The 24,350-nt window shown below is 52.8% G+C and carries 18 protein-coding genes; 14 read left to right on the top strand and 4 right to left on the bottom strand.

Annotated elements, in window-relative coordinates:
* The first annotated feature begins 45 nt into the window (after positions 1 to 45).
* The 8 genes from ACOBR2_RS18065 (at position 46) to ACOBR2_RS18030 (ending at position 12,028) form a co-directional block, all read left to right on the top strand.
* On the top strand, positions 46 to 1,131 hold the full coding sequence (locus ACOBR2_RS18065) for a hypothetical protein (RefSeq protein ID WP_420237486.1): 1,086 nt from the start codon (positions 46 to 48) through the stop codon (positions 1,129 to 1,131).
* On the top strand, positions 1,128 to 2,270 hold the full coding sequence (locus ACOBR2_RS18060; RefSeq protein ID WP_420237485.1) for a sensor histidine kinase: 1,143 nt from the start codon (positions 1,128 to 1,130) through the stop codon (positions 2,268 to 2,270). The genes ACOBR2_RS18065 and ACOBR2_RS18060 overlap by 4 nt, the downstream gene beginning before the upstream one ends.
* Complete coding sequence (locus ACOBR2_RS18055; protein WP_420237484.1) at positions 2,270 to 3,067, top strand: LytR/AlgR family response regulator transcription factor; 798 nt, start codon at positions 2,270 to 2,272, stop codon at positions 3,065 to 3,067. Before ACOBR2_RS18060 ends, ACOBR2_RS18055 begins: the two co-directional genes overlap by 1 nt.
* Before the next feature lie 1,956 nt (positions 3,068 to 5,023).
* On the top strand, positions 5,024 to 7,396 hold the full coding sequence (locus tag ACOBR2_RS18050; RefSeq protein ID WP_420237483.1) for an MHYT domain-containing protein: 2,373 nt from the start codon (positions 5,024 to 5,026) through the stop codon (positions 7,394 to 7,396).
* Complete coding sequence (locus tag ACOBR2_RS18045; protein ID WP_420237482.1) at positions 7,393 to 8,604, top strand: HDOD domain-containing protein; 1,212 nt, start codon at positions 7,393 to 7,395, stop codon at positions 8,602 to 8,604. The genes ACOBR2_RS18050 and ACOBR2_RS18045 overlap by 4 nt, the downstream gene beginning before the upstream one ends.
* 61 nt (positions 8,605 to 8,665) lie before the next feature.
* Positions 8,666 to 9,751 (top strand): IS630 family transposase, encoded by a 1,086-nt coding sequence (locus ACOBR2_RS18040; RefSeq protein WP_420237481.1) that lies wholly within the window; start codon positions 8,666 to 8,668, stop codon positions 9,749 to 9,751.
* A gap of 290 nt (positions 9,752 to 10,041) precedes the next feature.
* Positions 10,042 to 11,061 carry an IS1595 family transposase gene (locus ACOBR2_RS18035; protein ID WP_420240037.1) on the top strand — a complete coding sequence of 340 codons (1,020 nt, stop codon included), beginning with the start codon at positions 10,042 to 10,044 and terminating at the stop codon, positions 11,059 to 11,061.
* A 10-nt stretch (positions 11,062 to 11,071) separates the two neighbouring features.
* Positions 11,072 to 12,028: an IS5 family transposase gene (locus ACOBR2_RS18030; RefSeq protein WP_420237480.1), complete on the top strand. Its 957-nt coding sequence runs from the start codon at positions 11,072 to 11,074 to the stop codon at positions 12,026 to 12,028.
* A 220-nt stretch (positions 12,029 to 12,248) separates the two neighbouring features.
* On the opposite strand, the gene ACOBR2_RS18025 is transcribed toward ACOBR2_RS18030, so the two are convergent.
* Positions 12,249 to 12,857 carry a TetR/AcrR family transcriptional regulator gene (locus ACOBR2_RS18025; protein WP_420237479.1) on the bottom strand — a complete coding sequence of 203 codons (609 nt, stop codon included), beginning with the start codon at positions 12,855 to 12,857 and terminating at the stop codon, positions 12,249 to 12,251.
* A gap of 107 nt (positions 12,858 to 12,964) precedes the next feature.
* Between ACOBR2_RS18025 and ACOBR2_RS18020 the strand changes: the two genes are divergently transcribed.
* Positions 12,965 to 14,581 carry a phytoene desaturase family protein gene (locus ACOBR2_RS18020; protein WP_420237478.1) on the top strand — a complete coding sequence of 539 codons (1,617 nt, stop codon included), beginning with the start codon at positions 12,965 to 12,967 and terminating at the stop codon, positions 14,579 to 14,581.
* Positions 14,582 to 15,041: 460 nt separating this feature from the next.
* Here ACOBR2_RS18020 and ACOBR2_RS18015 read toward each other — a convergent pair whose 3' ends face one another.
* Complete coding sequence (locus ACOBR2_RS18015; RefSeq protein ID WP_420237477.1) at positions 15,042 to 15,785, bottom strand: PAS domain S-box protein; 744 nt, start codon at positions 15,783 to 15,785, stop codon at positions 15,042 to 15,044.
* A 37-nt stretch (positions 15,786 to 15,822) separates the two neighbouring features.
* Entirely contained in the window at positions 15,823 to 16,734 is a 912-nt protein-coding gene (locus tag ACOBR2_RS18010; protein ID WP_420237476.1) for a response regulator, read from the bottom strand.
* Between the two features lie 98 nt (positions 16,735 to 16,832).
* Here ACOBR2_RS18010 and ACOBR2_RS18005 point away from each other — a divergent pair, with 98 nt between their 5' ends.
* From ACOBR2_RS18005 to ACOBR2_RS17990, 4 genes are all read left to right on the top strand, one after another.
* A complete protein-coding gene (locus ACOBR2_RS18005) occupies positions 16,833 to 17,435 on the top strand; it encodes an MHYT domain-containing protein (protein ID WP_420237475.1) in 603 nt (200 codons plus the stop codon).
* Entirely contained in the window at positions 17,432 to 19,369 is a 1,938-nt protein-coding gene (locus ACOBR2_RS18000) for an ATP-binding protein (RefSeq protein WP_420237474.1), read from the top strand. Before ACOBR2_RS18005 ends, ACOBR2_RS18000 begins: the two co-directional genes overlap by 4 nt.
* Positions 19,366 to 19,584 carry a response regulator gene (locus tag ACOBR2_RS17995; protein ID WP_420237473.1) on the top strand — a complete coding sequence of 73 codons (219 nt, stop codon included), beginning with the start codon at positions 19,366 to 19,368 and terminating at the stop codon, positions 19,582 to 19,584. The genes ACOBR2_RS18000 and ACOBR2_RS17995 overlap by 4 nt, the downstream gene beginning before the upstream one ends.
* A 318-nt stretch (positions 19,585 to 19,902) precedes the next feature.
* Complete coding sequence (locus ACOBR2_RS17990) at positions 19,903 to 21,798, top strand: Ig-like domain repeat protein (protein ID WP_420240036.1); 1,896 nt, start codon at positions 19,903 to 19,905, stop codon at positions 21,796 to 21,798.
* A 266-nt stretch (positions 21,799 to 22,064) separates the two neighbouring features.
* Here ACOBR2_RS17990 and ACOBR2_RS17985 read toward each other — a convergent pair whose 3' ends face one another.
* Positions 22,065 to 23,105 carry a VWA domain-containing protein gene (locus ACOBR2_RS17985; protein WP_420237472.1) on the bottom strand — a complete coding sequence of 347 codons (1,041 nt, stop codon included), beginning with the start codon at positions 23,103 to 23,105 and terminating at the stop codon, positions 22,065 to 22,067.
* A gap of 279 nt (positions 23,106 to 23,384) precedes the next feature.
* Between ACOBR2_RS17985 and ACOBR2_RS17980 the strand changes: the two genes are divergently transcribed.
* Entirely contained in the window at positions 23,385 to 24,293 is a 909-nt protein-coding gene (locus ACOBR2_RS17980; RefSeq protein ID WP_420237471.1) for an RNA polymerase sigma factor, read from the top strand.
* Positions 24,294 to 24,350: the final 57 nt, after the last annotated feature.

Here is a 24,350-nt window from a genome sequence, read left to right as displayed (position 1 = left end):
CCGCGTTCGCCGCACGGCAGCAGAGATGCAATTCAGAGGATAGTCATGAAGAGAAATGAAGCAGTGGTTACGATGTTGTTTTTCTTTATGGCTATTTTCGGATCTGCCCAGGAAGCGGAGTCGAAGCCAGAGAGAAATGTCCATTATCGCTCTTCGCTTACCGTACTCAATGATGCAACCGAATACGGAAAGCTGCAGGTTCCTGTGCCTCAGGTGTTGAATCAGACACTGATAGAACCTGTCATCACGATGCGCTATCGCGAACGCTGGAGCGTTGCAGGTAGTGCAGTGAACCTGACTCAAACCGATGGCGCCATGCACAACCAGACGCACATGAAGGAAGCATACGCAGGTCTCTCAGCGGGCGATTTCGACTTTACGGCGGGGCGTCGCATCGTGCGCTGGGGAACCGGATACGCATTCACTCCGGTGGGCGTTCTTGATCCACCACGCATCGCCACTAATCCCACAGATCGGCTGAACACCAATGTGGGGCGGGATATGGTGAAGGTCGACTACGTCCATGGCCAACAAGCCATGCAACTTGCCTGGGCATCAAGCGCTCTGGCCCCAGCCGGAAGTTCTCAGCAAGATATAACCGCTTTCCGGTATAACGTACTCATGCATGGGTTCGATACCGCCCTGATTGCCAGTCACGATCAGGGCGGTGATAGCGAGGGAGCCATGGCCTTTACCCGCGTTTTTGGTCAGGCATTGGAAGCGCATGGAGAGTTTGCCTGGCGCGATCAGGCAGCCCTGCTGCTGGGCGGAAAATTTGCGATGAAGAATGGGGCTATGATTCTGGCGGAGTTTTACACGCCACCCAATACCGAGTATTTTCGTGATTCCGCGTCCCTGATCGGCCAGGGACGGCAAAGCTATCTCTTCTTCAGCGTGGGCAAGTCGCGACTGCGGGAGCGCCCGGGATGGAAGGCATGGGATTTGAGCATGTATGATGTTGTGAATCTGCGCGATCGCAGTGCCGTTCAGGCTCTTGATATGACTCGCCGCTTTGGGCAGTATTTTTCTGCCTATTCGCATTGCGAGTTTCCATTGGGAGGTGCAGCGACGGAATATGGCGCTACTCCCTATCTGACGGCGATTTCAACGGGGGTACGATTTCAGCTATGACGCAACGCGCTCCAGCTGCAAACAGCCAACCCGCACAATCATCCACATCTGCACTTAAGAGCTTTTTTGTTCGTGGCCTTACTATCTCCGTAGGCGTTACCGTTGCCATTGTCCTATTCCTTATCTCTTTGGGGGATATTCAGCTTTCGCAATTTGGAGTGGGACTGCTGAAGTCGTTTCTCTTTTGTATCTGTATAGGCCTTCCATCTACAGTGACGCTCAATTGGGTGAGCTTACGCTTCTCCGATTGGGCAGGGCGCTGGATGCATTTGATCAACGTCGCTCTTCTGATCTTGATTTCCCTGTTCGGCTTGTTGTGTGGAGATTGGATCTTTATCCTGTTGGGCTTTGATAAGCTCGCCAATTTATCGGCTTCGTTTTTCAGCTACGCGCCATTCTGCATCTTTTCCTCTTTAGCCGTAGGACTGTCGCTCAGTGTTTATGAGCGTATGCGTCGTCGTCTGCAAACAGCAACGTTAGAACTGCGCACCAGGCAACTGGAACAGGAACGGGCCAACAAACTGCTTGCTGAGGCACGACTCTCCTCGTTGGAATCAAGAGTCCATCCTCACTTCCTCTTCAATACGTTGAACTCCATCGCCGCATTGATTCACTCCGATCCTCAGTGCGCTGAGAAGACGGTGGAACAACTCGCTTCGTTGTTGCGCTTTTCGCTGACGGCCAATCAGCATGGCACCGTAGCCCTACGCCAGGAAGAAAAGATTGTGCGCGATTATCTGGAGATTGAACGGACCCGCTTTCGTGAGCGGTTGCGATTCTCCATCGATATTCCTGGATCACTCGATGCGAAGCAAATTCCTCCGCTTGCTCTGCAAACGCTGGTGGAAAATGCCATCAAACATGTAGTGGCCCAGCGTCAGGAGGGTGCATCGATTACGATCCGCGGAGCGTTGCAGGAGGATGTGCTGTATGGAGAAAGTGTTTATCTGGAAGTTTGTGATGATGGCCCAGGTTTTTCACTCGATTCGATACAGCCAGAGCATGGGTTAGGCAATCTCGTTAGCCGTCTGAAACTGTTATATGGTTCAGCCGGAGAATTGCGTGTCGAGCGTCAGGATGGTAGGACCGTTGTGGCGCTGCTCTTTCCGGCGAAGCCTAATCACTCGGAGGTTTCTTGATGGAATCCACACCGATCCGAGCCTTTCTCGTCGATGATGAACCTCTTGCCATTGAACGTTTGCAGCGATTATTAAGCGATTTTCCGCACTTGCATGTGGTGGGTTCGGCCACGGACCCGGAGGAAGCTTGCAGGTTCCTTAACGATGAGCGAAATGGTGGCGTTGACGTACTTTTTCTCGACATTCAGATGCCGGGCAAAAACGGCTTTGAGTTGCTGGCAGAACTGGCGAAGCAGCCCTTCGTTATCTTCATCACCGCATTTGATGAATATGCCTTGCAGGCCTTTCAGGTCAATTCCATTGACTACTTGCTGAAGCCCGTTGAACCTGAGCATCTGCAGCGCGCGCTGGATAAGCTTGCACGGATAAGACCAGCAGTACAGGCACCATGGCAGAGTAATCCGCAACTGCCGACATTGTTGCTGGAGATGGCCGCCAAACTTCGGGGTTCGCGCCCGGAATATGCACGCAGGGTAGCAATCCGCATTGGGGACAGCATCAGCTTTCTCGAACTCGATTCTGTTTCGCATTTCATGGCGCAGGACAAGTTAACCTACGCTGTCGTGAATGGCCGCTTGCACATGGTTGATCAAACGGTTACGGAACTTGAAGAACGACTTGATCCGGCGCGCTTTCTGCGCGTTCATCGTGCGACATTGGTAAACCTTGATTGGATTCAAGAGGTCAACTTCTGGTTCGCCGGAAAGCTGCTACTCACCCTGCGCGATGCTTTACACACGAAGCTTCCAGTGGCTCGCGACCGAGTGAAACTGATTAAAGAAAAGATGGGGATATAGAAGTTGTTTCGGACTAGCGAATTTAGAGTCCCCGATAGGTTCGAAAACGCTCCAGGGGTCTACATTTGCGGGCGCGGCGCTACTGGGTAACAACGAGTGGTAATGTGACAGACGAGATCTGGAAACGATATATCGAGGAGCTAAAGCTCCTGGCTCCAGACGATGACTTCAATATTGTGTAATCTGCCGCATGGCTGATCAATCTGGCTTTCAGACTTGACCGGAGCAATTCAGATGGCTGTTAGTCGGTGGTCGTTCACGCGTGGAGGGCAAACTTGGGTCGATCAGCTCGGACACTGCCTCGGCGTCAACCAGAATGCCAACACGCAGTCGGCAGTTTCAAAACGCCAGATTGCCGTTCACAGGCTGGAAAACTCGCTGGTTGGTGTTCAAATGGAGTATGGCGCGCATGGAGCACAAATAGAGCACATGCAGAAACGACTATCTGGAAACTCTAGAACGCACGTACACCAGGGTTAGCCATGAAAATACGTTGTAGAAATCCAGAGATTGCGAGGTCTGTGGCGCGTCGTTCGTACTCATATAGTAGTGCTTGCTGAACATTTACGTTCAGGCGTAAATGCCTATCGGGCGCGCTGCACGTCATGAGGCAGTAGGGGGGGATCGCCGTGAAAGACGTGGCCTAACTCGCAATATTAACGAATCGCCGAGGATCAGAATTCATCGTTAAGTGTGCAAGAAACATTAGCATACATATTCGGTGTTCCCAAGATGCTCTTCGTGGTCGGGAAGGTTTCCAAACATTTGCGGAATATTTCAAGATAGGCTTGGATTGCAGAATTCTGACCTAAATGGGTCCTCCTCCGAGGCTGGAAATCCTAGAGTTACTGTGAAACGGCTCATGCGTTTTGAATGGGCAGCAACGGATACCAAGAGACCCCTTATGGGCCCTCACAAACTTCAGGTTTACCGTTTACGAAGGTGCTATATAGAGCAGAGGCAAACCAATATAGCCAGGGCACGCGCACTGAAAATGCTCGCAAGTGAGCAGAGCATCTTTCAGCGCCGCGCTACGCGTGCGGTAGAAACCCTGCTTGTAACGCTCGACCGCTCCTCTCTGGAGGAGGCGGCCTCTGGGAACACGGATATTGAAGTCCTCTTGGTGGCACTCCAAAAACCTGTTGTGCTCGGTTCAGTTCTTGAACTCGATCCCCTCGAATACTCCCTCCTGTGCGATCTTCGAGACAGCAACCAATAAATTATCTTGGAAGAAATGGGGATCACTGGCGGATACCAATCATGTGAAAGATTTGCTCCGCCTGCTCAAACTAGGCGGCTTGGGGCTTGATATCTGAAAAGGCATCATTGCAGCAGATCTTATCGGGCACCAGAGTCCTCGAATTCCAGTTCTGTAGTGCAGTTTGGCAGAAGTAGCTTAACGAACTGCGTTCAGTCGGTTTTAGGTCAGTTCCACACTAATCGGTTAGCAAAATTCTTATGGAATTCGGCCACATCTGACGTCCCTGAGAGAAGAGACCGGCGCTGTTCATGGTGGGTAGACGCATATCCGAAACCACGATGGAGAAGGGAGCGTACTTTTCCATTGCGGCTAGGCCAAGCAGACCACTCTGCGCTATATTGACGTCTAATTCTTTACGGAGAAGTCTCTCGTAGTCATCGATAATACTTTGCTCGTCATATACAAAGAAAATATTGTTGGACGAATAAATTCTTTGATGCTGCCATTTTAGCCTGTCATCTCTACTGCTGTCAGCTCCTGTGACTTGGGCACACCACAGCGCTTTTCCAAGGTATCGTCTTAAATCTCAGACAATTCGTAGAAAAATGCTCAGATATTTCATCGGAAATATCTCTATTGGGATTACAGCAGAAAATGGGGATTTGCTTTTTCCTGCCTCTGGCTCGCTACGTCAATTTTCTTCAGACAGACACTACTTCTGTCGATACCTGTCGTAGAAGTACGGAAGCCAGAAGATGAATTCAATGAGCTCAATCGCGGGGACATACGATTATCGGCTTGTAGCGCTCTCGTTGGTGCTTGCATTTGTTACGTCTTACACGGCCTTAGATCTTGGAGGGCGAGTTCGAGCGAATCAAGGCGGCTTACGCATTGTTTGGCTCACAGGGGGAGCATTCGCAATGGGAAGTGGCATTTGGTGTATGCATTACACTGGGATGCTCGCATTTCATTTACCGATACCGGTTTTTTATCACGTCCCCACAGTTGTACTATCTCTTCTGGCTTCTATTACATCTTCGTTGATTGCGTTTTACGTAGTGAGCCGTGATTCGATGACATCTCGGAATATCGCTGTCGGTAGCGTATTAATGGGGGGGGGAATTGCTGCGATGCATTACATCGGCATGTCCGCGATGCGTCTTGAGGCAATGCACCACTACAAGCCATGGTTGTGGACACTCTCAGTTGTTCTGGCAATTATAATCTCCTTCATAGGGTTGCGACTTATCTACTACACACGCGACGGCAATCGCAGTAGGAAGCTGAAGTTTATTATTGCGTTAATCATGGGTATGGCTATTCCAACCATGCACTATACAGGCATGGCGGCAGTGAGCTTCATGCCAGACGATGTGGCTCCAGACCTTTCGCAATCAGTAGGAATAACTGCACTAGCTATTTTCGCCATTGTGGTCGTAACCGTCCTAGTTCTGGGGGTTGCCCTGATCGCCGCCTTAGTGGATCGTCAACTCTTTGTTCAACGCTCGAAGGTGGACGAAGAGCGTGCCACACTGCGGGCCTTGATCAATAACATACCGGACTATATGTACGTAAAAGATCTTAAGAGCAGGTTTGTTGTGGCCAATCCCTACTTGGCTCGACAGGTAGGAGTAGAGACTCCAGAAGAATTGCTAGGAAAGACAGATTTTGATTTCTATCCGCGAGAGTTAGCCGAGAATTTTTACCAAGACGAACAAAACGTAATACAGTCTGGACAGCCGTTGTATAACCATGAAGAAAAGGGCATCGACCGTGCGGGGAACGAAGTTGACATCTTGACGACTAAAGTACCAATACGCGATGCCAAAGGGAAAATAATAGGTATTGCTGGCGTGGGACGAGATATCACCGTGCTCAAAGGGGTTGAAAATGCACTGCGTGAGGCAGAGCTCAAGTATCGTGGAATATTTGACAAAGCCTTTTTTGGTATTTATCAGAGCACTCCCGATGGGAATTTATTAAATGTTAATTCTGCCATGGCGTTTACATTCGGCTATGATTCCCCGGAAGAAATGATTGCAAGCGTCACTGACCTTTCTAAGCAACTCTTCGTCGATTCTAAACGCGGTGTCGAATTCATGCTGGTTATGGATAAGGTTGGAGGCGTGCGAAATTTCGAGTGCGAGGTTTATTGCAAAGGAGGAAGGAGAATATGGCTTAGCATGAGCATCCGCGCCATTCGTCAAAATGGAACCGTTGTTCGCTATGAAGGAATGTGTGACGAGATTACAGAGCGTAAGCTCCTTCGTGATCAACTCTTTCAAGCGCAGAAGCTGGAGTCTGTAGGACAACTCGCAGCAGGAATCGCTCACGAAATCAATACTCCGACACAGTTCATAGGTGATAATGTGCAATTCTTGAAGGATTCTTTTGTGGACCTGAAGAGTCCGCTCGCAGGTTATGCGCGGCTGCAATCCATGGTAAAAGACAATACTTTATCGTACGAGGTCATCCGCGAAATCGCAGCGGAAGCAGAGCGTGCGGATATACCTTATTTGCTTGAAGAGATTCCTCAGGCAATAGACCAGGCACTTGAAGGCGTCAGTCGTGTCAGCACTCTGGTCAATGCAATGAAGGAATTCTCTCATCCGGGGACCAAGGATAAAATCCCGCTGGATTTGAACCACGCCATCGAAAGCACAATTACGGTCGCGCGCAATGAGTGGAAATACGTGGCGGAGATGGAGACAAATTATGACCCTTCACTTCCCATGGTTTCATGCCAACCCGGTGAATTTAACCAAGTGATCTTAAACCTAATAGTGAATGCAGCGCACGCAATCTCGGATGTAATCGAAAAAGGGAAAGTGGAAAAGGGGATGATCCGTATTAAAACGCAGAAGTTTCCAGGATGGGCTGAAATTCGAGTTCAAGACACTGGTACGGGCATTCCGGAAAACGTTAGGATCCGGATATTCGATCCATTCTTTACTACCAAGGAAATAGGCAAAGGAACTGGGCAGGGTTTGGCAATAGCACGATCTGTGATCGTTGACAGGCATGGGGGAACAATTCACTGCGAAACGGAAGTGGGAAAAGGAACAACTTTTATTATTCGCATGCCTTATGAGGGGAAGCGCCTTTCAACGAGTGGGGAGACCGCGTGAAACGAATTCTATTTGTAGACGATGAGAGCAATGTCCTCGATGGGATTCGTCGCATGCTTCATGCGGATCGGGAACGTTGGGAGTTACAGTTTGCGGTTGGAGGAGAAGCCGCTTTACGGGCTTGCGAAACCTGTAGCTTCGACGTTGTTGTCTCCGACATGCGGATGCCAGGGATGGATGGCGCTGAATTATTGAGCCACATCCGTGATCGCTTTCCAAGCACGGCACGAATCGTATTATCAGGATATTCCGACTTATTACTTGCTACACGAGCGGTTTCCTCCGCCCATCGCTGTCTTTGCAAACCGTGTACATCTTCAGAACTTCGCGCGACAATCGAAAGGGTCTGTTCTCTGCAGGAAACACTCAATACACCAGAGATTCGTAAAATCATTGGATCTGTTAGTGAACTGCCATCCTTATCAAGCACGTACGCCCGTCTTATTCAGGCAATGCAAAACCCGGCCACCTCCATTTCAGATATAGCCAGCATCATCGAGAGGGATGTTGCCATGTCCGCAAAAGTCTTGCAACTTGCGAACAGTGCCTTTTTCGGACTTCCACAACAAGTCACGGGCCTGACGGGTGCCGCAACCTACTTGGGCATGGCAACCATCAAGAATCTTGCTCTCGCTTCTGAGGCGTTCAGGGTATTTGTACCTGATTCGCGTATCCCGCATTCAGTTTGCGAATCCCTTGAACAACATTCGTATCATGCCGCTACTATTGCAGGATTGCTTCCTGTGGACCGAGGAATTCAAGATGTTACGACTCTTGGTGCGCTCCTGCACGATATCGGACGACTTTTTCTAGCGAGTGCGATGCCTGATGTGTTTTGCTCTGCTTTGTCACAAGCTAGCGAGCGCGGTTGCAAAACCTTTGAAGCCGAGCAAGAACTGATTGGGACATCGCACGCGGAAATAGGTGCATATTTGCTTGGCCTCTGGGGGCTCCCCAACCTGACGGTAGAGGCGATCGCATATCACCACCATCCCACTCGTTTGATGCACTCCGGCCTCGATAGCTGCGCAGCTGTTTATGTCGCAAACCTTATCGCCCATGAACTGGATGAGCATCCTAACGACGTCAGGTGTACTGAACTCAGCGAAGCAGACCGCATTTCGCTTGAGGCATTGGACCTGTTGGATCAGTTTCCAGCACTTCGCGAGCGTGCACTCCAATGCATCGAAAACACACTAGTGTCCTGAGTCATTAATTAACCACATTTATTTCCGGAGAAGTGGGTTTACTATGACAGGAGATTTTGTCATGGCTAAACCCCGCTTTCCACTGCCGCCGTTGTCAGCCGATCAGCAGGAGCAGTTGCAGCAATGGGCACGCAGACCCAAGTCGGCACAGGCCTTGGCGCTGCGTGCGCGCATCGTTTTGCGCCTTGCTGAGGGTCATGCAAGTACCGAAGTCGCCAGCCACTTTCATCTTCACATCCAGACGGTTAGTAAGTGGCGGGAACGTTTTCGCTGTAGTGGTGTGGATGGACTGCTGGATGAACCACGGCCCGGTCAGCCGCGCAAGATAAACGATGCGCAGGTGGAAGCCGTCATTAGTCGCACACTGGAAAGCAAACCCACTGATGCAACGCATTGGTCTACCCGATCCATGGCACAGGCAACCGGGCTCAACCAAACTGCGATTAGCCGCATCTGGCGCGCCTTTGCCTTGCAACCGCATCGCACTGATTCGTTCAAGTTGAGCCGCGACCCTTTATTCATCGACAAGGTGCGGGACATCGTCGGCTTGTACATGAATCCGCCCGAGCGCGCTCTGGTGCTGTGCGTGGACGAAAAGAGCCAGATTCAAGCCCTGGAACGCACCGCGCCCCTACTGCCGATGCGCCTAGGACAAGCCGAACGCCGTGCCCACGACTATCTGCGCCACGGCACGACCACGTTGTTTGCCGCCCTCGACACCAAGACCGGCAAGGTGATCGGAGAACTGCATCGCCGCCATCGCAGCGAGGAATTTCGCAAGTTCCTCGACACCATCGAAGCCAATGTTCCGGAAGAGTTGGACGTGCACCTGATTATGGACAACTATGGCACGCACAAAACGGCGTTCATTCAACGTTGGCTTGTGAAGCGCCCTCGCTTCCATGTGCACTTCACGCCAACATCAGCCAGTTGGCTCAACCTCGTAGAACGCTGGTTTGCGGCCTTGACAGAAAAACAAATCCGTAGCGGCAGCTTTTGCTCCACTCGGGAGTTGGAGAAGACCATCCGTAGCTTTATCGAGCGCAACAACTCACTGCCAAAACCCTTCGTCTGGACAAAATCCGCAGATCAAATCCTCGATTCCCTCGCTCGATACTGTCGGCGAATTAATGACTCAGGACACTAGGTAGATATTGATGCCAAAGAACGGCGGCAAGACAGGGTTACATTAAGTGCCAGACAGTGGAAGATGCTACGGTGACAAGCCGCTATAACTGTCACTGCATCTGCAGTTATAGCGGCAGGACATCAATCCATCTAGGGAGACTCTGCACAAGTCCCAATACTGCATTCTGCTTGGATAAAATGATAAGTAGAGGGCAAGGGCGATGCGGCAACGAACCATGCCTATCCGGTTGACACATACACCCACAAGATATAGCGTTTATCTCGTCGGCAGGTGCGGCGGTGGGTATGATGGACGTTCTCCAACGCGATGATCTTCTTTTCCCACGCTCGCTGCCTGAGTTCCAGCGGCTGTTTCCCAATGACATCGCCTGTGCTTCTTATCTGGAAAGGGCACGCTGGAGCGCTGGCTTTGTCTGTTCACACTGCCAGGCAAAGGGAGAGCCATTTCGCGTTGCCACGCGCCCCAGCGTGCTGACCTGCCGCAAATGCCGTCGCCAGACAGGGCTAACAGTGGGCACCGTCATGGAACGTAGCCACACGCCACTGAGCATTTGGTTCTGGGCTGCTTATCTGGTCGCCAGTCAAACACTTGGAATATCGGCCGTGCAGTTTCAGCGCCAGCTTGGGCTGTCCCGCTACGAGACGGCTTTCGGCATTCTTCATAAACTCCGCGCGGGAATGGTGCGGCCGGACCAGGATCGCATCGGCGGGCATTCCGATCAATACGTCGAAGTAGACGAAACCTTGGTCGGAGGGCGGACGCGAGGAGAAGGCCGCGGCGTCCACCACAAAGTTCTTGTTGCCTGTGCCGTCGAGGTGCGTCATCGCAAACCGGGGACCGCCTTGGACAAGCGCAAAGCTGGCCGCTATGCCGGACGAATCAGACTCGCCGTTGTTGCTGACCGGAGCGCCGAAGTCCTTTGCGGGTTTGTCGAAAACACTGTCGCTACAGGGACGATGATCCTCACCGACGATTGCAGTGCTTATCCAAGCTTGGCAAAGCGAGGCTACGAGCACTATGCTCTAGCCGAATGCGGCGCCCCAGAGGTTGCCGAGGAATACCTGCCCATCTCCCATCTCGTTTTCTCTAACCTGAAGACTTGGCTGCAAGGTACTCATCACGGCGTCAGCCACCAACACCTACAAGCCTATCTCAATGAGTTTACGTTTCGCTTCAATCGACGGTTCTATCCGTTCAACGCTTTTCGTTCTCTACTCGGAATCGCAGGCGATATTGCTGCCCCGACATTCAAAGATCTTTACTCAGGAAAATGGAAACACCCTACATGTAGTGGGTGTATGTCTTAACCGGATAGGCATGCAACGAACACTGGCGTCACAAGCGAGTTTTGAGCAGTATGGTCGCAAGGGCAAGCGGGAGCTTTTTCTGGATCAGATGGAGCAAGTGGTGCCGTGGGCGGAGTTATTGGCGCTGGTTGAGCCTCATTATCCCAAGGCTGGCAACGGCCGCCAACCAGCAGGCTTGTCGATCATGCTCCGCACGTACTTCTTGCAGCAGTGGTTTGGTTTTTCAGACCCCGGAATGGAAGAAGCTTTCTATGATTCGCCCGTGTTGCGGCGCTTCGCCGGAGTTGATCTGGGCCGTGCCTCCGCGCCCGATGAAAGCACCATTCTGCGCTTCCGCCACCTGCTCGAAGAACATGAGTTATGCGGCCAGATACTCGATACGGTGAACCACTTTCTAGCCAGCCGGGGCATTCGCATCGGCACGGGAACCATCGTGGATGCAACGATTATCAACGCTCCGAGTTCGACGAAGAACTCGACCGGCAAGCGCGATCCTCAGATGCACCAGACCAGGAAGGGACAGCAATGGTACTTCGGCGCGAAAGCGCACCTTGGCGTTGATAGCAAGTCGGGCATTGTGCACTCAGTCGGCACCTCTGCGGCCAGCGTGGCGGACAAACATATGCTGCCTGACTTACTGCACGGCGCAGAGAAGAAAGTCTGGGGAGACGCAGGCTATCAAGGACAAACCGAGGCAATTCATGCGGCCGCGCCCGGGGCGCAAGATATGACCAGCCGCCGCACCAAGTTCAAAAATTATGTAGACGAAGAAGCCAAGCGCAAAAATACGACCAAGGCCAGAGTTAGATCGAAGGTGGAGTGGTGTTTCCGCATTCTGAAGCGCGTTTTTGGATTTACCAAGGTGCGCTATCGTGGCTTAAGGAAGAACCACGAGTGGCTTTGCGCGGCCTTTGCCCTGGTTAACCTTTACCAAAATCGCAAACGGCTGGTCGCGCTGGGGGCGTAGTGTCTCTGGATGCCGGAAAACGGCCTCCAGAGACAAAAAACAACCACGTAGAGCCCGCGCCTGGATGCAACTGAACCCGCAATTCTGGCTATAACTGCTTCCGAACCCATTGCATTATAATTACACCGCAAAATCGCGGGTTGTGCAGAGGCTCCCTAGATTGCGAAACAATTGGTCCAATCAAAAGAGTATTGTCTTTGCGGCATACAGGAGGTCGTTTTCAGCTCTTGGAAGAAGTGTGCAATGCGCCTCCCAGGAGTTCTGTTGCCTGCCAAGTAAATTCAAGGGTCTGTTCGTGACTCATCGGAAGAGTACCGCTGACGGCCAGCCGGGCGATTCCATGCACCAGCGACCAAGCAGTCAGAGCCAGTGGAAGTGCGTCCCCAGGCGGAAGAACTCCTTCCGCCTGCGTTTCCCTGATTGCTTGCAAGAGTACGCTGAAGGCACCCTTCTCTGCAGGCTCTTTTGCACTCTCTTCCGGCAGTTGCCGCGGAAGGTCGAACAAAACAGTGAAGTGGTTCGGCCAGCGCAACGCGAACTCAACATAGCCACAGCCGCTTAGCCGCAATCGATCCAACGCCGTTTGGCCGCGTTTCTGAGCCAGAATCATGTCCTCGCGTAGCCGCTCGAAACCCTCCTCGGCCACTGCCTTGAGCAATTCGTCCCGACTGGCAAAGTGGCGATAGGGCGCGTTGTGCGAAACTCCGGCTCGTCGTGCAACCTCGCGTAGAGTAAAACCTCTTGGTCCGCGCTCCCCCACCAGCGCCACGGCGGCTTCCAGCAGGGAGGCACGCAAATTCTCATGATGGTAGGGCTTTTTGCCTGTCATGGAAAGATTTTAGCGGAAGGATGTTGACACTGGCAACATTCTTCCGCTAAGTTTATGTTGTCAGTGTCAACATATCGAGATTCCGAGAATTCACTCCGGAGGAAATCATGGGAAAAGCAGTCTCTACACCGCTCAAACAGGCACGGCTCGACGGCAACTGGGATGCAGTAGTGATTGGCTCGGGCATTGGCGGACTCACCGCAGCCGCGCTACTCAGCATGCACGGCGACAAACGCGTGCTGGTGCTGGAGCGGCACTACCTGGCCGGAGGCTTTACGCATAGCTTCTCGCGACCCGGTTTTACCTGGGACGTGGGCGTGCATTACATCGGAGACGTGAAGGATCCGTCCATGCAACTGCGCCGCGCCTTCGATCATCTGACGGAGGGCAATCTGAAGTGGGCACCGATGCCAGAGATCTACGATCGCATCGTGATTGCCGGTGATTCGTACGAATTCGTGGCCGGAATTGATTTCTTTCGCTCTGGACTCGTGGAGCGGTTTCCGCGCGAGGAGCGTGCCATTGACGGTTATCTGGCGGCTATACTGGCCTGCAATCGCGCAGGGCTATTTTACAACATCGAAAAATCGATTCCTGCTCCCGTGGCAGCCATGCTCGGTGGGCTCTTGCGGCGCGGATTCCTGCACTGGGCAGGCCAGACCACACGGCAAGTGCTGGATGAACTCGGAGTGAGTGCGGAGTTGGCCGGTGTGTTGACCGCGCAGTGGGGAGACTACGGTCTGACGCCCACCGAAAGCAGCTTTGCCATCCACGCGACTATCGCAGCGCATTATTTCAGCGGCGCATCCTACCCTGTGGGCGGCTCCGAACGGATAGCAGCCAGCATCGTTCCGCAGATTGAGCGGGCGGGCGGCATGGTGGTTACCAGCGCCGAGGTGCGGCGTATTCTACTTGGCAATCACAGAGTTCGTGGCGTGGAATTGGCCGACGGGCAGGTCATCGAGAGCCCTCTGGTCATAAGTGATGCTGGCGCTGGAAACACCTTTTTCCGATTATTGCCCGGTGACCTGCCCGAGATGGAGAAGGTAAGGGCTGGACTGCTTCAGCTTTCACCCTCCAGAGCTCACATCAACCTCTATGCCGGACTTGATGGAAGCAGTGCGGAACTGGGGTTGACGGGCACCAACCTTTGGCTCTACCCCGGCTACGATCATGACGCCAGTCTCAGCTGCTTTCAGACCAATCCGGATGCACCGCTGCCAGTAGCTTTCATTTCCTTCCCTTCGGCCAAGGATCCGGAGTTCGAACTGCGTCATCCTGGTCACGCCACGGCAGAGATCATGGTTCCTTTTCCATTTGCCAACTTTGCGCGCTGGTCCGAGACACGCTGGATGAAGCGCGGCGCGGACTACGACAGCCTGAAGCAGTACTGGACCGAGCGGCTGACGGATCTGCTCACGACCCAGTATCCGCAACTGGCCGGGCGCATTGCTCACGCCGAGATCTCTACGCCACTTTCCACACGTCATTTCATGAACCATCCGCAAGGGGAAATCTACGGCATTGCTGCGACGCCAGCTCGCTACCGTATGCGCGAACTGGGTGCGCGAACGCCGATACGGGGGCTGTTGCTTACGGGCGCTGATGTCGCGGGGGCAGGCGTGGCCGGGGTGCTCTATGGGGGCGTCATTGCGGCCTCGCTCGCACTCAGAAGGAATCTCTTCGGTGTAGTGCATAAACCGCTATCGCGATTCCAGGGATGAACGCACTACTTGAAATGTAGGTAAGAAGGCGAGTGGACGCGGATGGTGCAGATCATGGCATTCCAACCAAGGTAGGAGACGGAACGTGTACCCGCTTCGGGGCAAGGCGATAAAAGCGAGAGTTCAGGTTAACGTTCACCTTGAGGTGGAATGGGGATGCAGACAAACTGATTCTCAGGTTGGAATGCAAAAGGATTCTTACTGCCAGTTTCATATATGAACCATCGATTTGGAAGATGCTTGACGAACTGTAGCCCACAGCCGTGGTGGCGTGGTTATATTACACGCCTTTCGCAGTCGTGATTTTAACCTTGGTTCCAAGGCCGGCGCGATTGTCTCTCGGGGCAGAAAAATTCCATTCTGCTGGATGGTGTACTTTGCTTTTCAGACGGCGCTGTTGGAGTGGACTGTGGCAGTTGCGATTGCTTTGCTGGTCTCTAATGCCGTTACCAAAATCGCATCACAGAGGGGTCAGGCAATTGGCAATTCCAAGAACAAGGCCGTTGGAATCAACTACGGGTTCTGTCCTGATCTGCAGCCTCTTTGCAGTCCCTTCTCTGGCGATGATCGTCGCAGATCCAGACCACCCTAACGATATTCCCCGTTGAAGTTCATAGTCCGACTGCGTGCCGTCGGATGAGAGCACATCTCTCCATGGGATCAGATCTTCTGCAATTTCCCCGGATGCCTCTACTTGACTCCATCCCAGCAGTTGCTCCGCAGCGTGATTGAGGTAGCGGATGCGTCCAAGCGTGTCCAAGATCACGGTCGCTTCAGGCAGAGAACGAAACGCCGCTTCGAGCCAGCGCGCGACTTCTCCCCGGCAGCGTGCTTCCACGACTTGCCTTGTTACATTGATACTTGCCGCGAGGACAAATGGTCCGTTTTCTGCGCTGTAAGGGACGACCTGGACGTATAACTCACATATCAAGTAATCATTATCCTTTGTTTTGAAGCAGCGCCGATAGGAAGTCGTCAACTCCAAGCCTTCCAAGACATCCCGGAAGCGCTGCTGCGAAAGTTGTTCCTCCTCATTCGCGATAAACTCCCACATTGGTCTTCCCTGCATTTCCTCGACCGAATAGCCCAACAGCTTGCACTCGGCAGGGTTTGCTCTAACAACCTTTCCTGCCGCATCGACAAGTAAAAGTGGAATAGGCACACTGTCGAACAGGGACTCGCTCAAGTCAGTTGCGTATTTCATCGAAGACGATCTTTGGACGTGCTCGGGGTTCATAGCCTCAGACCTTCTTGCTCACATTGGCGTGGAACGCCGCGAGCATTTCATCGAATGTTGAAAACTGCGATATCGGAAGAAGATCAAACGTAATCGGACTCGCGACCATAATGCTCCTCCCATTCACCTCCATCACATGCTCGCGACTGGCCGATGTCAGACGGACAATCTCCAGGCGCATAGCCGCAGGAGAGATTTGCCTGCGCATCACGGCCATCAGGACATCCCGTTCCCAGTGAAAAAGCCGATCTTCCGACCGCAAAGATTGCATCAGGAATTGGGCGGCAATGTTCAGATAGTCGCCCGCCGATTCCTCCCCATAACGCCGCTCCAGGGTCTGGAGCGCTGTGAGCGTGAGCAATACGACATAGCATTTGGAATCGACACCGAAAAGCGGAGCAAGGAGTCCTCGGGCTTGCGATGGCCCGGGTAATCCGGTAGGTCCTTCGAAGTTATCCCATTGACAAATATCCTCATCATACGGCTCAGGCGTAAGTTGCTCGGTGGCCTGGGCCTTCTTGATTAAATCCTTCTCGGCCGTGATGGAGTGGTGCTGGGCGATGCCAATGTTGATAGCCTCTACCAGAATTTCTTTCCTGCATGGCTTGGTAAGAAAGCGAAATATATTTCCCTCATTCACTGCGTCAATGGCTGCGCTGAGATCAGTAAATCCGGTCAGCAACATCCGAACGGTGCTGGGTTCTTTTTGACGCACCTGGGCCAGGAATTCGGCGCCGTTCATGCCCGGCATTCGCATGTCCGAGATCACGACAGCGAAGGGGCCGTATTTCTCCATCGCCTCCAGCCCCTCCAACCCTCCGCGCGCCACGTAGACGTGGAAATCCTTGCGCAGGAGGCGCTCGTAGCCATCGAGAACGCCTTGTTCATCATCGACAAAGAGGATTCTATCCGCCACAAGGTTCCCCTAAACGCTGTCTTGGTATCCCATCGCACTCCTCGCAATTCGATGGCAAACTATGGCAATAAAAGAGTTGCACTCCGCCAAAAGTCTGTGTGTCGAAAATCGAGCAAGGATGCTCTTACATCGATCATCGGCGTAAAGTTGGCTCGAAATCAGGGTATTGGCAGGATTTTTCAATCCAACCATCCCATCGCATCGACTCTGAACCTGATGCGCTCGAAAATCACTTGGCGACAAGCCCGACTTTGCCGATAAGAATTTCAGGAACGCGGGCTTGCGTTTTTCAGCGGATGAATTTCATGAATCCTATTGTGGGAAGATACGACTATCGACTGGTTGCTCTCTCCTTGGCGGTCGCCATTGTGACCTCTTACACCGCCCTGGATCTTGCCGGACGTGTAGCCGCGAATCGAGGAACCTCTCGAGTCGTCTGGCTCACGGGAGGTGCACTCTCGACGGGGAGTGGAATCTGGTGTATGCATTACACCGGAATGCTTGCTTTTCTATTGCCCATCCGAGTTTCTTATCACGTTCCCACCGTTGCGTTTTCGCTTTTGGCCTCGATCCTTGCACTCTATATAGTAAGTCGCACCCCGATGACCTCTTTGCATGTTGTGGCAGGCAAGGGGACGACGTTTATCATTTGCCTTCCGCATCATGGAAAAGTTTTCAATGTCAAAGAGGCGGGCGCATGAGAGACGCCTCGTTCGCAAACGATGAACGTAAAATCGCTACACAGTTAAGAGTTCATTTAGGGCTGACTTTCAGCCTGCTCTTGGCGATCTTGATCCTTGTTGGCGACTTGGGAATTAGGCGGATGGACCGCATCAATGCCGATTTGCAAGACATGGTGGGCAGGCAATGGTCAAAGCTGCGCCTGGCGCGGGAAGCAGTAGAGCTTTCCAACCGCAATAGTCGCATCACGATGGAAATACTGGTGGTCAAAGATAGAAAACGAATGGTCCCAATGCTGGTTGCCCGGGCAGAAAATACCGCGAAAATCTCCGTTTTGTTGAGCGATATAAAAAAACAATGCAGATCGGAGAAAGAGGGACAACTCTTAGCCATGATAGAGAAGACGAGAGGCAGCTACGTGAATAGTTACCTCCAGTCTCTGCGCCTGCTCGTCGACGAAAACAATGCCGATGCGGCCGCTGTGGTTATGGTTCAGCAAACCACCCCGGCACTATTCAAATATCAGGCCGCCTGGGATGAGTTCGAGAGATTTGAGGACGACCAGCTTGAAATCGCTGCCCACGAGAGCCGGATGCGGTATTCGTCCGCGCGCCATTTATCCTTGTTCATGTTTGTTGTGGCCGTGGTGGTCGCTGGGGCCATCTCACTGCTTGCCATGAGACGAATGATCATGGACTCGACTGTGCGGCTGCAAAATGAGAAAGAAGCATTGCGGGTGGCACACCATTCAGCGGAGTTTTTCATCAATGCTGTGCCGTCTATTCTTATTGGTTTGGACAGTTCCTTCCGCATCGTGCGTTGGAACCTCACAGCGACTCAAGTATTCGGCCTTTCTGTGGAGGATGTGACTGGAAAAAATCTTGCTGATTGCGGCATCCGATGGCTGCGTGACGGCCTGCAAGATGAAATCCGATCCTGGTGTTCTGAACAATCCACTCACCGGTATGAATATCCATTCCAGGTAAACGGCAAGACGCGGTTGTTAGAACTTACAGTCACACCGGTTTCCGTGGGTGACGAACCCTTCACTACGCTGCTCATCGGTTCAGACATTACAGAACAACGTGCGTGGGAGGAACAGTTTCAACAGGCGCAGAAGTTGGAATCCGTAGGACAGCTTGCAGCGGGCATAGCTCATGAGATCAATACGCCGACACAGTTTATTGGAGACAACGTACGGTTCCTGAAGGATGTTTTCCAGGATCTGATAGAACTGTTCAGAAGGTATGAACGCCTCTTGGTGGAAGCTAGACACAACACCTTGTCGAGGCAGGTTATCGAGGAGACTGAGCGTGCCGCCGAACAGGCGGAAACTGGCTATCTTTTCAAAGAAATTCCCAAGGCCATCGACCAGACGCTGGAAGGCATAGAGCGAGTCTCTTCGCTGGTCAGTGCGATGAAGGAATTCTCTCACCCCGGCACGAAAGAAAAGGTGCAACTTGATCTCAATCACAGCATCCAGAGCACAACCGTAGTTGCTCGCAACGAGTGGAGATATGTGGCGGATCTTGAGACGGACTTCGACCCGGCACTGCCTCTGGTCCCTTGTCTTCCCGGCGAATTCAACCTGGTGATTCTGAATTTAATTGTGAACGCCGCGCACGCAATTGCCGATGTTGCCCAAGCCGGAGGTGCAGAAAAGGGATTAATCAAGGTACAAACCCGCAATTGCCCCGAATGGGTGGAAATCCGCATCGAGGATACCGGCACGGGCATTCCGGAAAACGTGCGCGCCAGAATCTTCGATCCATTCTTCACCACCAAGGAGATCGGCAGGGGAACCGGACAAGGTTTGGCCATTGCACGCTCGGTGATCGTCGATAAGCACGGTGGAAGCATTTACTTTGAAACGGAAGAGGGTAGGGGCACAACCTTTATCATTCGCCTTCCTCACGATGGCAAAGCATTCACCGCAAAGGTCGCGGCCGCATGAAGCGTATCTTGTTTGTGGAGGATGAGTGCAATATCCTGGACGGCCTCCGTTGCATGCTCTATGCGGAGCGAAGCCGCTGGAAGATGCATTTTGTTCTCGGCAACGATGCTGCATTGCGGGTCTGTGAGGATAGCGGCATCGACGTTGTCGTATCCGACATACGAATGCCAGGTATGGACGGAGCCACTTTGCTCGGCCATATTCGCGAGTTGTAGATTTCATCCGTGTAGATTTCATCGTGGAGGGGTTTTCCGATAGCCCGACCTTGTCGAATCAGTTCAGCGATGTTGAACCGGGATGGGAGATTGGTCACGGCCTTCTCTACGGTGCGAGGTAGCGTTTCTTCGACAAATTTGATCCGTAGTTCCTATAGAGGACGTGACCGGTGCAATCAAGGATCTGATCGCTCAAGGCTAGATTTTGAAGCATGGGTAACTGAGATACCAAATACAAATCCGTGCAGTCAGGTACCAAGGTTTGTGCTTTTCTATTTCGTCGTTGTAGCCCTCCCTAGCTGATATTTCAGTTGGACCCTGACCTGGACCTTTGCCAATGGGCAGACGATTTCGCAGCTCTGGGATGGAACGGAAACCCAGAGCGGTTCCAATGTAACGGTGGCGAACATGAGTTACAACGGCAGTGTTGCCGCCGGTGCCACCTTGTCCGGCATGGGCTTCAACGGCACGTGGAATAACATAACCAACGCCATCCCCACATCCTTCGCGGTGAATGGAACCACCTGCGGCGGCGCATCCAGGCTGACCTCCACGACCACCACGCTGACTTCCACATCCAGCAGCACCACGACAGGAACCAGTGTCTCATTGACGGCTGCAGTCTCACCTGCGGCGGCAGCTGGAACCGTTACATTTTACGATGGAACTACTTCGCTGGGAACCGGCACATTAAGTTCTGGAAGCGCGACTCTGACCACGTCGTTTTCGACAACAGGTACCCATTCGATTACCGCTGTCTATGGTGGATCGAGCACCTATGCGACTAGTACATCCAGCGCCGTCTCTATAACCGTCAGCGACAGTTCGACAGGCGCTGTTGTTACGGTGAACCCATCGAGTGAAGGCATTGCCGTCAGCGACATGATCCTGGGCATGAATCTGGCCTCCTGGTATGACGAAATCACCAACAAAACCGCCATCGTGGATGCGTTCCAATCAGCAGGCATCAAGGCAGTTCGCTGGCCGGGCGGATCGTGGTCGGACATTTATCACTGGGCTACCAATGCGAATTGCTTCAGCAGCAGCGATGGCTCGCCCAACACCAACGACACGTTTGCCAATTTTGTCAGCGACATCGTTACTCCTGCCGGGCTTGATGTTTCGCTCACGGCGAATTACGGAACCGACGTTGCTTGCACGGGGGGCGGCGATCTGACCGAAGCAGCTGCATGGGCGGCAAAGGCGCTGACTTTGGGTGCCAACGTCAGCCACATTACCGTTGGCAACGAGGTGTACGGAACCTGGGAAGAGGATCTGCATACTGTCGCACATGATCCAACAACGTATGCCAGTGCCGTGGCCAGCGGTTATTATCCGGACATCAAGGCAGTCAGTCCTAATGTGTTGGTCGGCGTCGTGGTACAGCCGGACTATACCTGGGATACTACGGTGCTGGCCAATGCGAAATATGATTTCGTCGAGTTCCACTTCTATCCGGAAACACCGGGCGAAGAAAATGACACTACTCTGATCCAGCAAGACCCGCAAGAACTAACCACCTACATCAACACGATCAAGACGGAGCTGGCAACTGCCGGTCACCCCAACACGCCCATTTATGTAGGTGAAATTGGCGGGCCTTACAGCAATCCGGGCAAACAGAGCTGGTCGATCACTCAAGGCTTATACGCTGGTCAGGTATTAGGCGAAATGATGAATGATGGCGTCTCGCGCCTGACTTGGTGGATCGGTTTCGGCAACTGCAACGGCACGGCTGGCAACGACAGTTCGTCGCTTTACGGTTGGCAGGATTTTGGCGCTTACAATGTCTTCTCCGACGGCCCGGACGATTCCACCGGAACCTGCACCGGTGCACCAGCCATCGGCACCATGTCTCCTACCGCGCGCGCGTTCCAGCTTTTTAGCAGCGTTGCGGTGAAAGGCGAATACGTGCTGACCCCGACCGTGACCGGCGACACGACCGATGTGCGCGCCTACGCTGCCACGCACAGTGGTGGTGAGGCGCTAGTCCTGTTCAATGACAACGAGACCACCAGCGAAACGGTGCAACTCAACCTGACCGGCGTCACTTCCTCATCGTCGGTCACCGTGGAAACATACAACAAGGCCATCTACGATGAGACGGAAAGCGATGTGTGGGCTGCGCCTACCACCACCGATTTAGGGGCACAGAGTCTGCCGCTCACTCTAACGTTAACTCCGTGGAGCATGAACGTGATCATCATCCAATAAGCGACGATGCTCCCATGACTGTATTGCGGAAGCAACCAATAGCTCTGGGTCTTGCGAGATCTGGGGCTATTGGTTCTTATTGTCTTATGCACAGATTATGCAATAACACTTTCATGGTCTGTCCGGTGAAAACTGTAGAAGTATCATTGAGGGAAACTGGTAATCGTAATCGGCCTTGGGGGCAACGTGCCAGAAACACGATCCACCGATGTCGGCGAGACGCGAGCTTGTCGAGTAGGGAATAGAAGTGAATGGGCTGACAGGCGCTATGGTTGGAGGACCGTCGGGTTGGCGTAGTAGCCGTCGGTTGTGTGGGCAGTCAAGGCGCGCTGGTTGAGCCGGACCTCGATGTGGTGGTACTCATTGGGTTTGTCGGCCGGTAGGGGATCGAATGCAATTTCATACCATGAGCGAAGTTTATTGAGACATGTTTCAATATTGCGCGCCACGTCGTTGTTGGATTCGATGGCGAGTCCACCACTGTGAATGGCGAGAACTTGGAGGCCCAGGTATCCAGCTTCAATGCCGTTGGCATTGACAGGGGCTTTGAGAAAGGCTTCGAAATAGTTTGCGCGATCAAGCGACTCGTCAACTCCCCACGGGTTAACGTTATAGAGCGTAAGGTTGCTCTGCCTGAGTCGATTCGCGCTTGAGACGACATCGTTGAAAAGTTGCTTCTCATCCCGCGTGCTGAGCATCACGTTAGGGCCTGAGATCAGTGGCCAGCCGGGCGAGAACCAGATGATAGCCTTTCGGCCAGGAATGCCGCTTGCATAGTCCACAAGTTGGAAGAAGGCCTCAACGGAGATCTGCAGGCGGTCGTATCCGCCCCACTCGGAATTGCGAGTGATTTGGCGCAAGCCGATTTGCTGGCGCTGGAAGACGTCATTCAGGGCATTGCCGTTGCTGGAGAAATCTTCGGCTATTTGCACTCCTTTGTCCGTGAGAATGGCCAGGGTGGTGGGATAAGCGAGTTTGCCTTGGTTGGATTTCAGGTACTCTTCGATCCCTAGTCGAGCATGAGAAAGCCCTCTGAAAGGCATGTTAACGGCGTCAATCAGCAGAATGACGTGGACAGGTTCGCTGGCACTGCTGAGGACTCTGAAGGACGTAATGGGCCGCGGGATCTTGTTATCGAGAATGATGAAGTCGTGCTGTGCGAGGTCAACGACGGGTTGACTTGACTTTGTGTCGATGGCAACCGCGATGGTAATGCCATGAGAAGTTCTCGAGTTTTGGGCAATGGACCATGCGGGAGAAGACAGCACAAGGGCAAAGAGCAAGCAGACGAACCGTTCGATGGTCATAAAAGTCTCCAACGGGCTCTTTTCGGAAGGGTATGCAAGGAGCTTGTAGAGCTGAGCAATGATACAGGAAGGCTCGGCAATGATGAAGCGGAGCGGAACTTGGTCAGAGGATCCCTAAACAGTAAAGACGATCTACGGGACGGTATTTACGACATACTTTCTACGGGAAACGGGCTGGCTGTATTGGATCAGCCCGAGGAATATTGGCCACTCTTGATGAGCCACTCAGAGTAAAGGGGCGCTAGTTATAATGCAAAGGAACGTTCATCTGAGAAAAACATGCGCGCCCAACTTAAGGAAGCTCTCGATCTTTTGCATACCGGCGATTCCGAAAGGATCGGTGAGGCTCTTGCTATTCTGCAAGGGACAGTGTTCGCATTCAGTATGAAGGTCTGCGGACATCGCGAAGATGCCGAAGATACTATGCAGGAAGTGTTACTGCGCTCACTGTCCCACCTTGCCAAAATCGAGCATCCTCGGGCATTAGCGGTCTGGTTGTATACCGTTACGAGGAACCGCTGCTGGCGTTCAAGGCGTAAACTGGCCCACGCTCCGAAAGAGTTTCTATCTCTTGAGCAGTTGATGCCTGATCGGGATGAGTTGCAGCAATTGCTGGAAGACAAATCCTCCAGTCCAGAAGAGAACGCAAGCCGTGTCGAGGAAGCACAGTTTCTCCACCGGGCGGTGCTCACGCTTCCCGCTGTCTATCGCATCGTACTTGTCCTGCATGATATGGAAGAGCTGGATAACGACCTGGTTTCGGAGATTCTAGGCATTCAGCCCGGGACGGTACGTGTGCGGTTGCACCGAGCGCGTCTGGCTGTACGCAAAGCAATGGCGCTTTTACTCCAGGGACACTCGCCGGACTGGACGAAACCAGTGAGAAGCGCGCGGAAGAAGAATCGGAAGCAGGATGATCGAAATCTGGAATGCAGGTCGATCTTCAACAATCTCTCCGAGTTGCTCGATCACCGGATCAAGCAGCCTTCCTGCGCTCAGATTGAGCAGCATATCCAGTCCTGTCCGCCCTGCGTTGCCTTCCTCAAAGATCTGAGTCATGCGATTGATCGCTGCAGAAGGTTCGAAGTAGAGGGGTATGAACAGCTGAATGTACAACTGGGCAACCTTTTAGTCGCAGAATATCTAAGGCTTACAAAAAGCGTCTCTGCAGAAACAGATAGGCAGTAGCCAGATTTCATCCCTGCACAAAAACTATCTGGATTGACACGATGCACCCTAAAAATA

Source organism: Telmatobacter bradus (genome assembly GCF_048629425.1).
GTDB lineage: Bacteria > Acidobacteriota > Terriglobia > Terriglobales > Acidobacteriaceae > Telmatobacter > Telmatobacter bradus.
The sequence above is the reverse complement of the archived record's forward strand: the minus strand, read 5'-3'. Positions and strand labels throughout refer to the sequence as shown.

What these genes read in the sequence shown, in the direction of transcription:
- ACOBR2_RS18020 (WP_420237478.1), top strand. Translation starts at nt 12,965, where the DNA reads ATGGGAAAAGCAGTCTCTACACCGCTCAAACAGGCACGGCTCGACGGC.
- ACOBR2_RS18030 (WP_420237480.1), top strand. Translation starts at nt 11,072, where the DNA reads ATGCAACGAACACTGGCGTCACAAGCGAGTTTTGAGCAGTATGGTCGC.
- ACOBR2_RS18055 (WP_420237484.1), top strand. Translation starts at nt 2,270, where the DNA reads ATGGAATCCACACCGATCCGAGCCTTTCTCGTCGATGATGAACCTCTT.
- ACOBR2_RS17995 (WP_420237473.1), top strand. Translation starts at nt 19,366, where the DNA reads ATGAAGCGTATCTTGTTTGTGGAGGATGAGTGCAATATCCTGGACGGC.
- ACOBR2_RS18040 (WP_420237481.1), top strand. Translation starts at nt 8,666, where the DNA reads ATGGCTAAACCCCGCTTTCCACTGCCGCCGTTGTCAGCCGATCAGCAG.
- ACOBR2_RS18060 (WP_420237485.1), top strand. Translation starts at nt 1,128, where the DNA reads ATGACGCAACGCGCTCCAGCTGCAAACAGCCAACCCGCACAATCATCC.
- ACOBR2_RS17985 (WP_420237472.1), bottom strand. Translation starts at nt 23,105, where the DNA reads ATGACCATCGAACGGTTCGTCTGCTTGCTCTTTGCCCTTGTGCTGTCT.
- ACOBR2_RS18050 (WP_420237483.1), top strand. Translation starts at nt 5,024, where the DNA reads ATGAATTCAATGAGCTCAATCGCGGGGACATACGATTATCGGCTTGTA.
- ACOBR2_RS18065 (WP_420237486.1), top strand. Translation starts at nt 46, where the DNA reads ATGAAGAGAAATGAAGCAGTGGTTACGATGTTGTTTTTCTTTATGGCT.
- ACOBR2_RS17980 (WP_420237471.1), top strand. Translation starts at nt 23,385, where the DNA reads ATGCGCGCCCAACTTAAGGAAGCTCTCGATCTTTTGCATACCGGCGAT.
- ACOBR2_RS18015 (WP_420237477.1), bottom strand. Translation starts at nt 15,785, where the DNA reads ATGAAATACGCAACTGACTTGAGCGAGTCCCTGTTCGACAGTGTGCCT.
- ACOBR2_RS18000 (WP_420237474.1), top strand. Translation starts at nt 17,432, where the DNA reads ATGAGAGACGCCTCGTTCGCAAACGATGAACGTAAAATCGCTACACAG.
- ACOBR2_RS18025 (WP_420237479.1), bottom strand. Translation starts at nt 12,857, where the DNA reads ATGACAGGCAAAAAGCCCTACCATCATGAGAATTTGCGTGCCTCCCTG.
- ACOBR2_RS18035 (WP_420240037.1), top strand. Translation starts at nt 10,042, where the DNA reads ATGGACGTTCTCCAACGCGATGATCTTCTTTTCCCACGCTCGCTGCCT.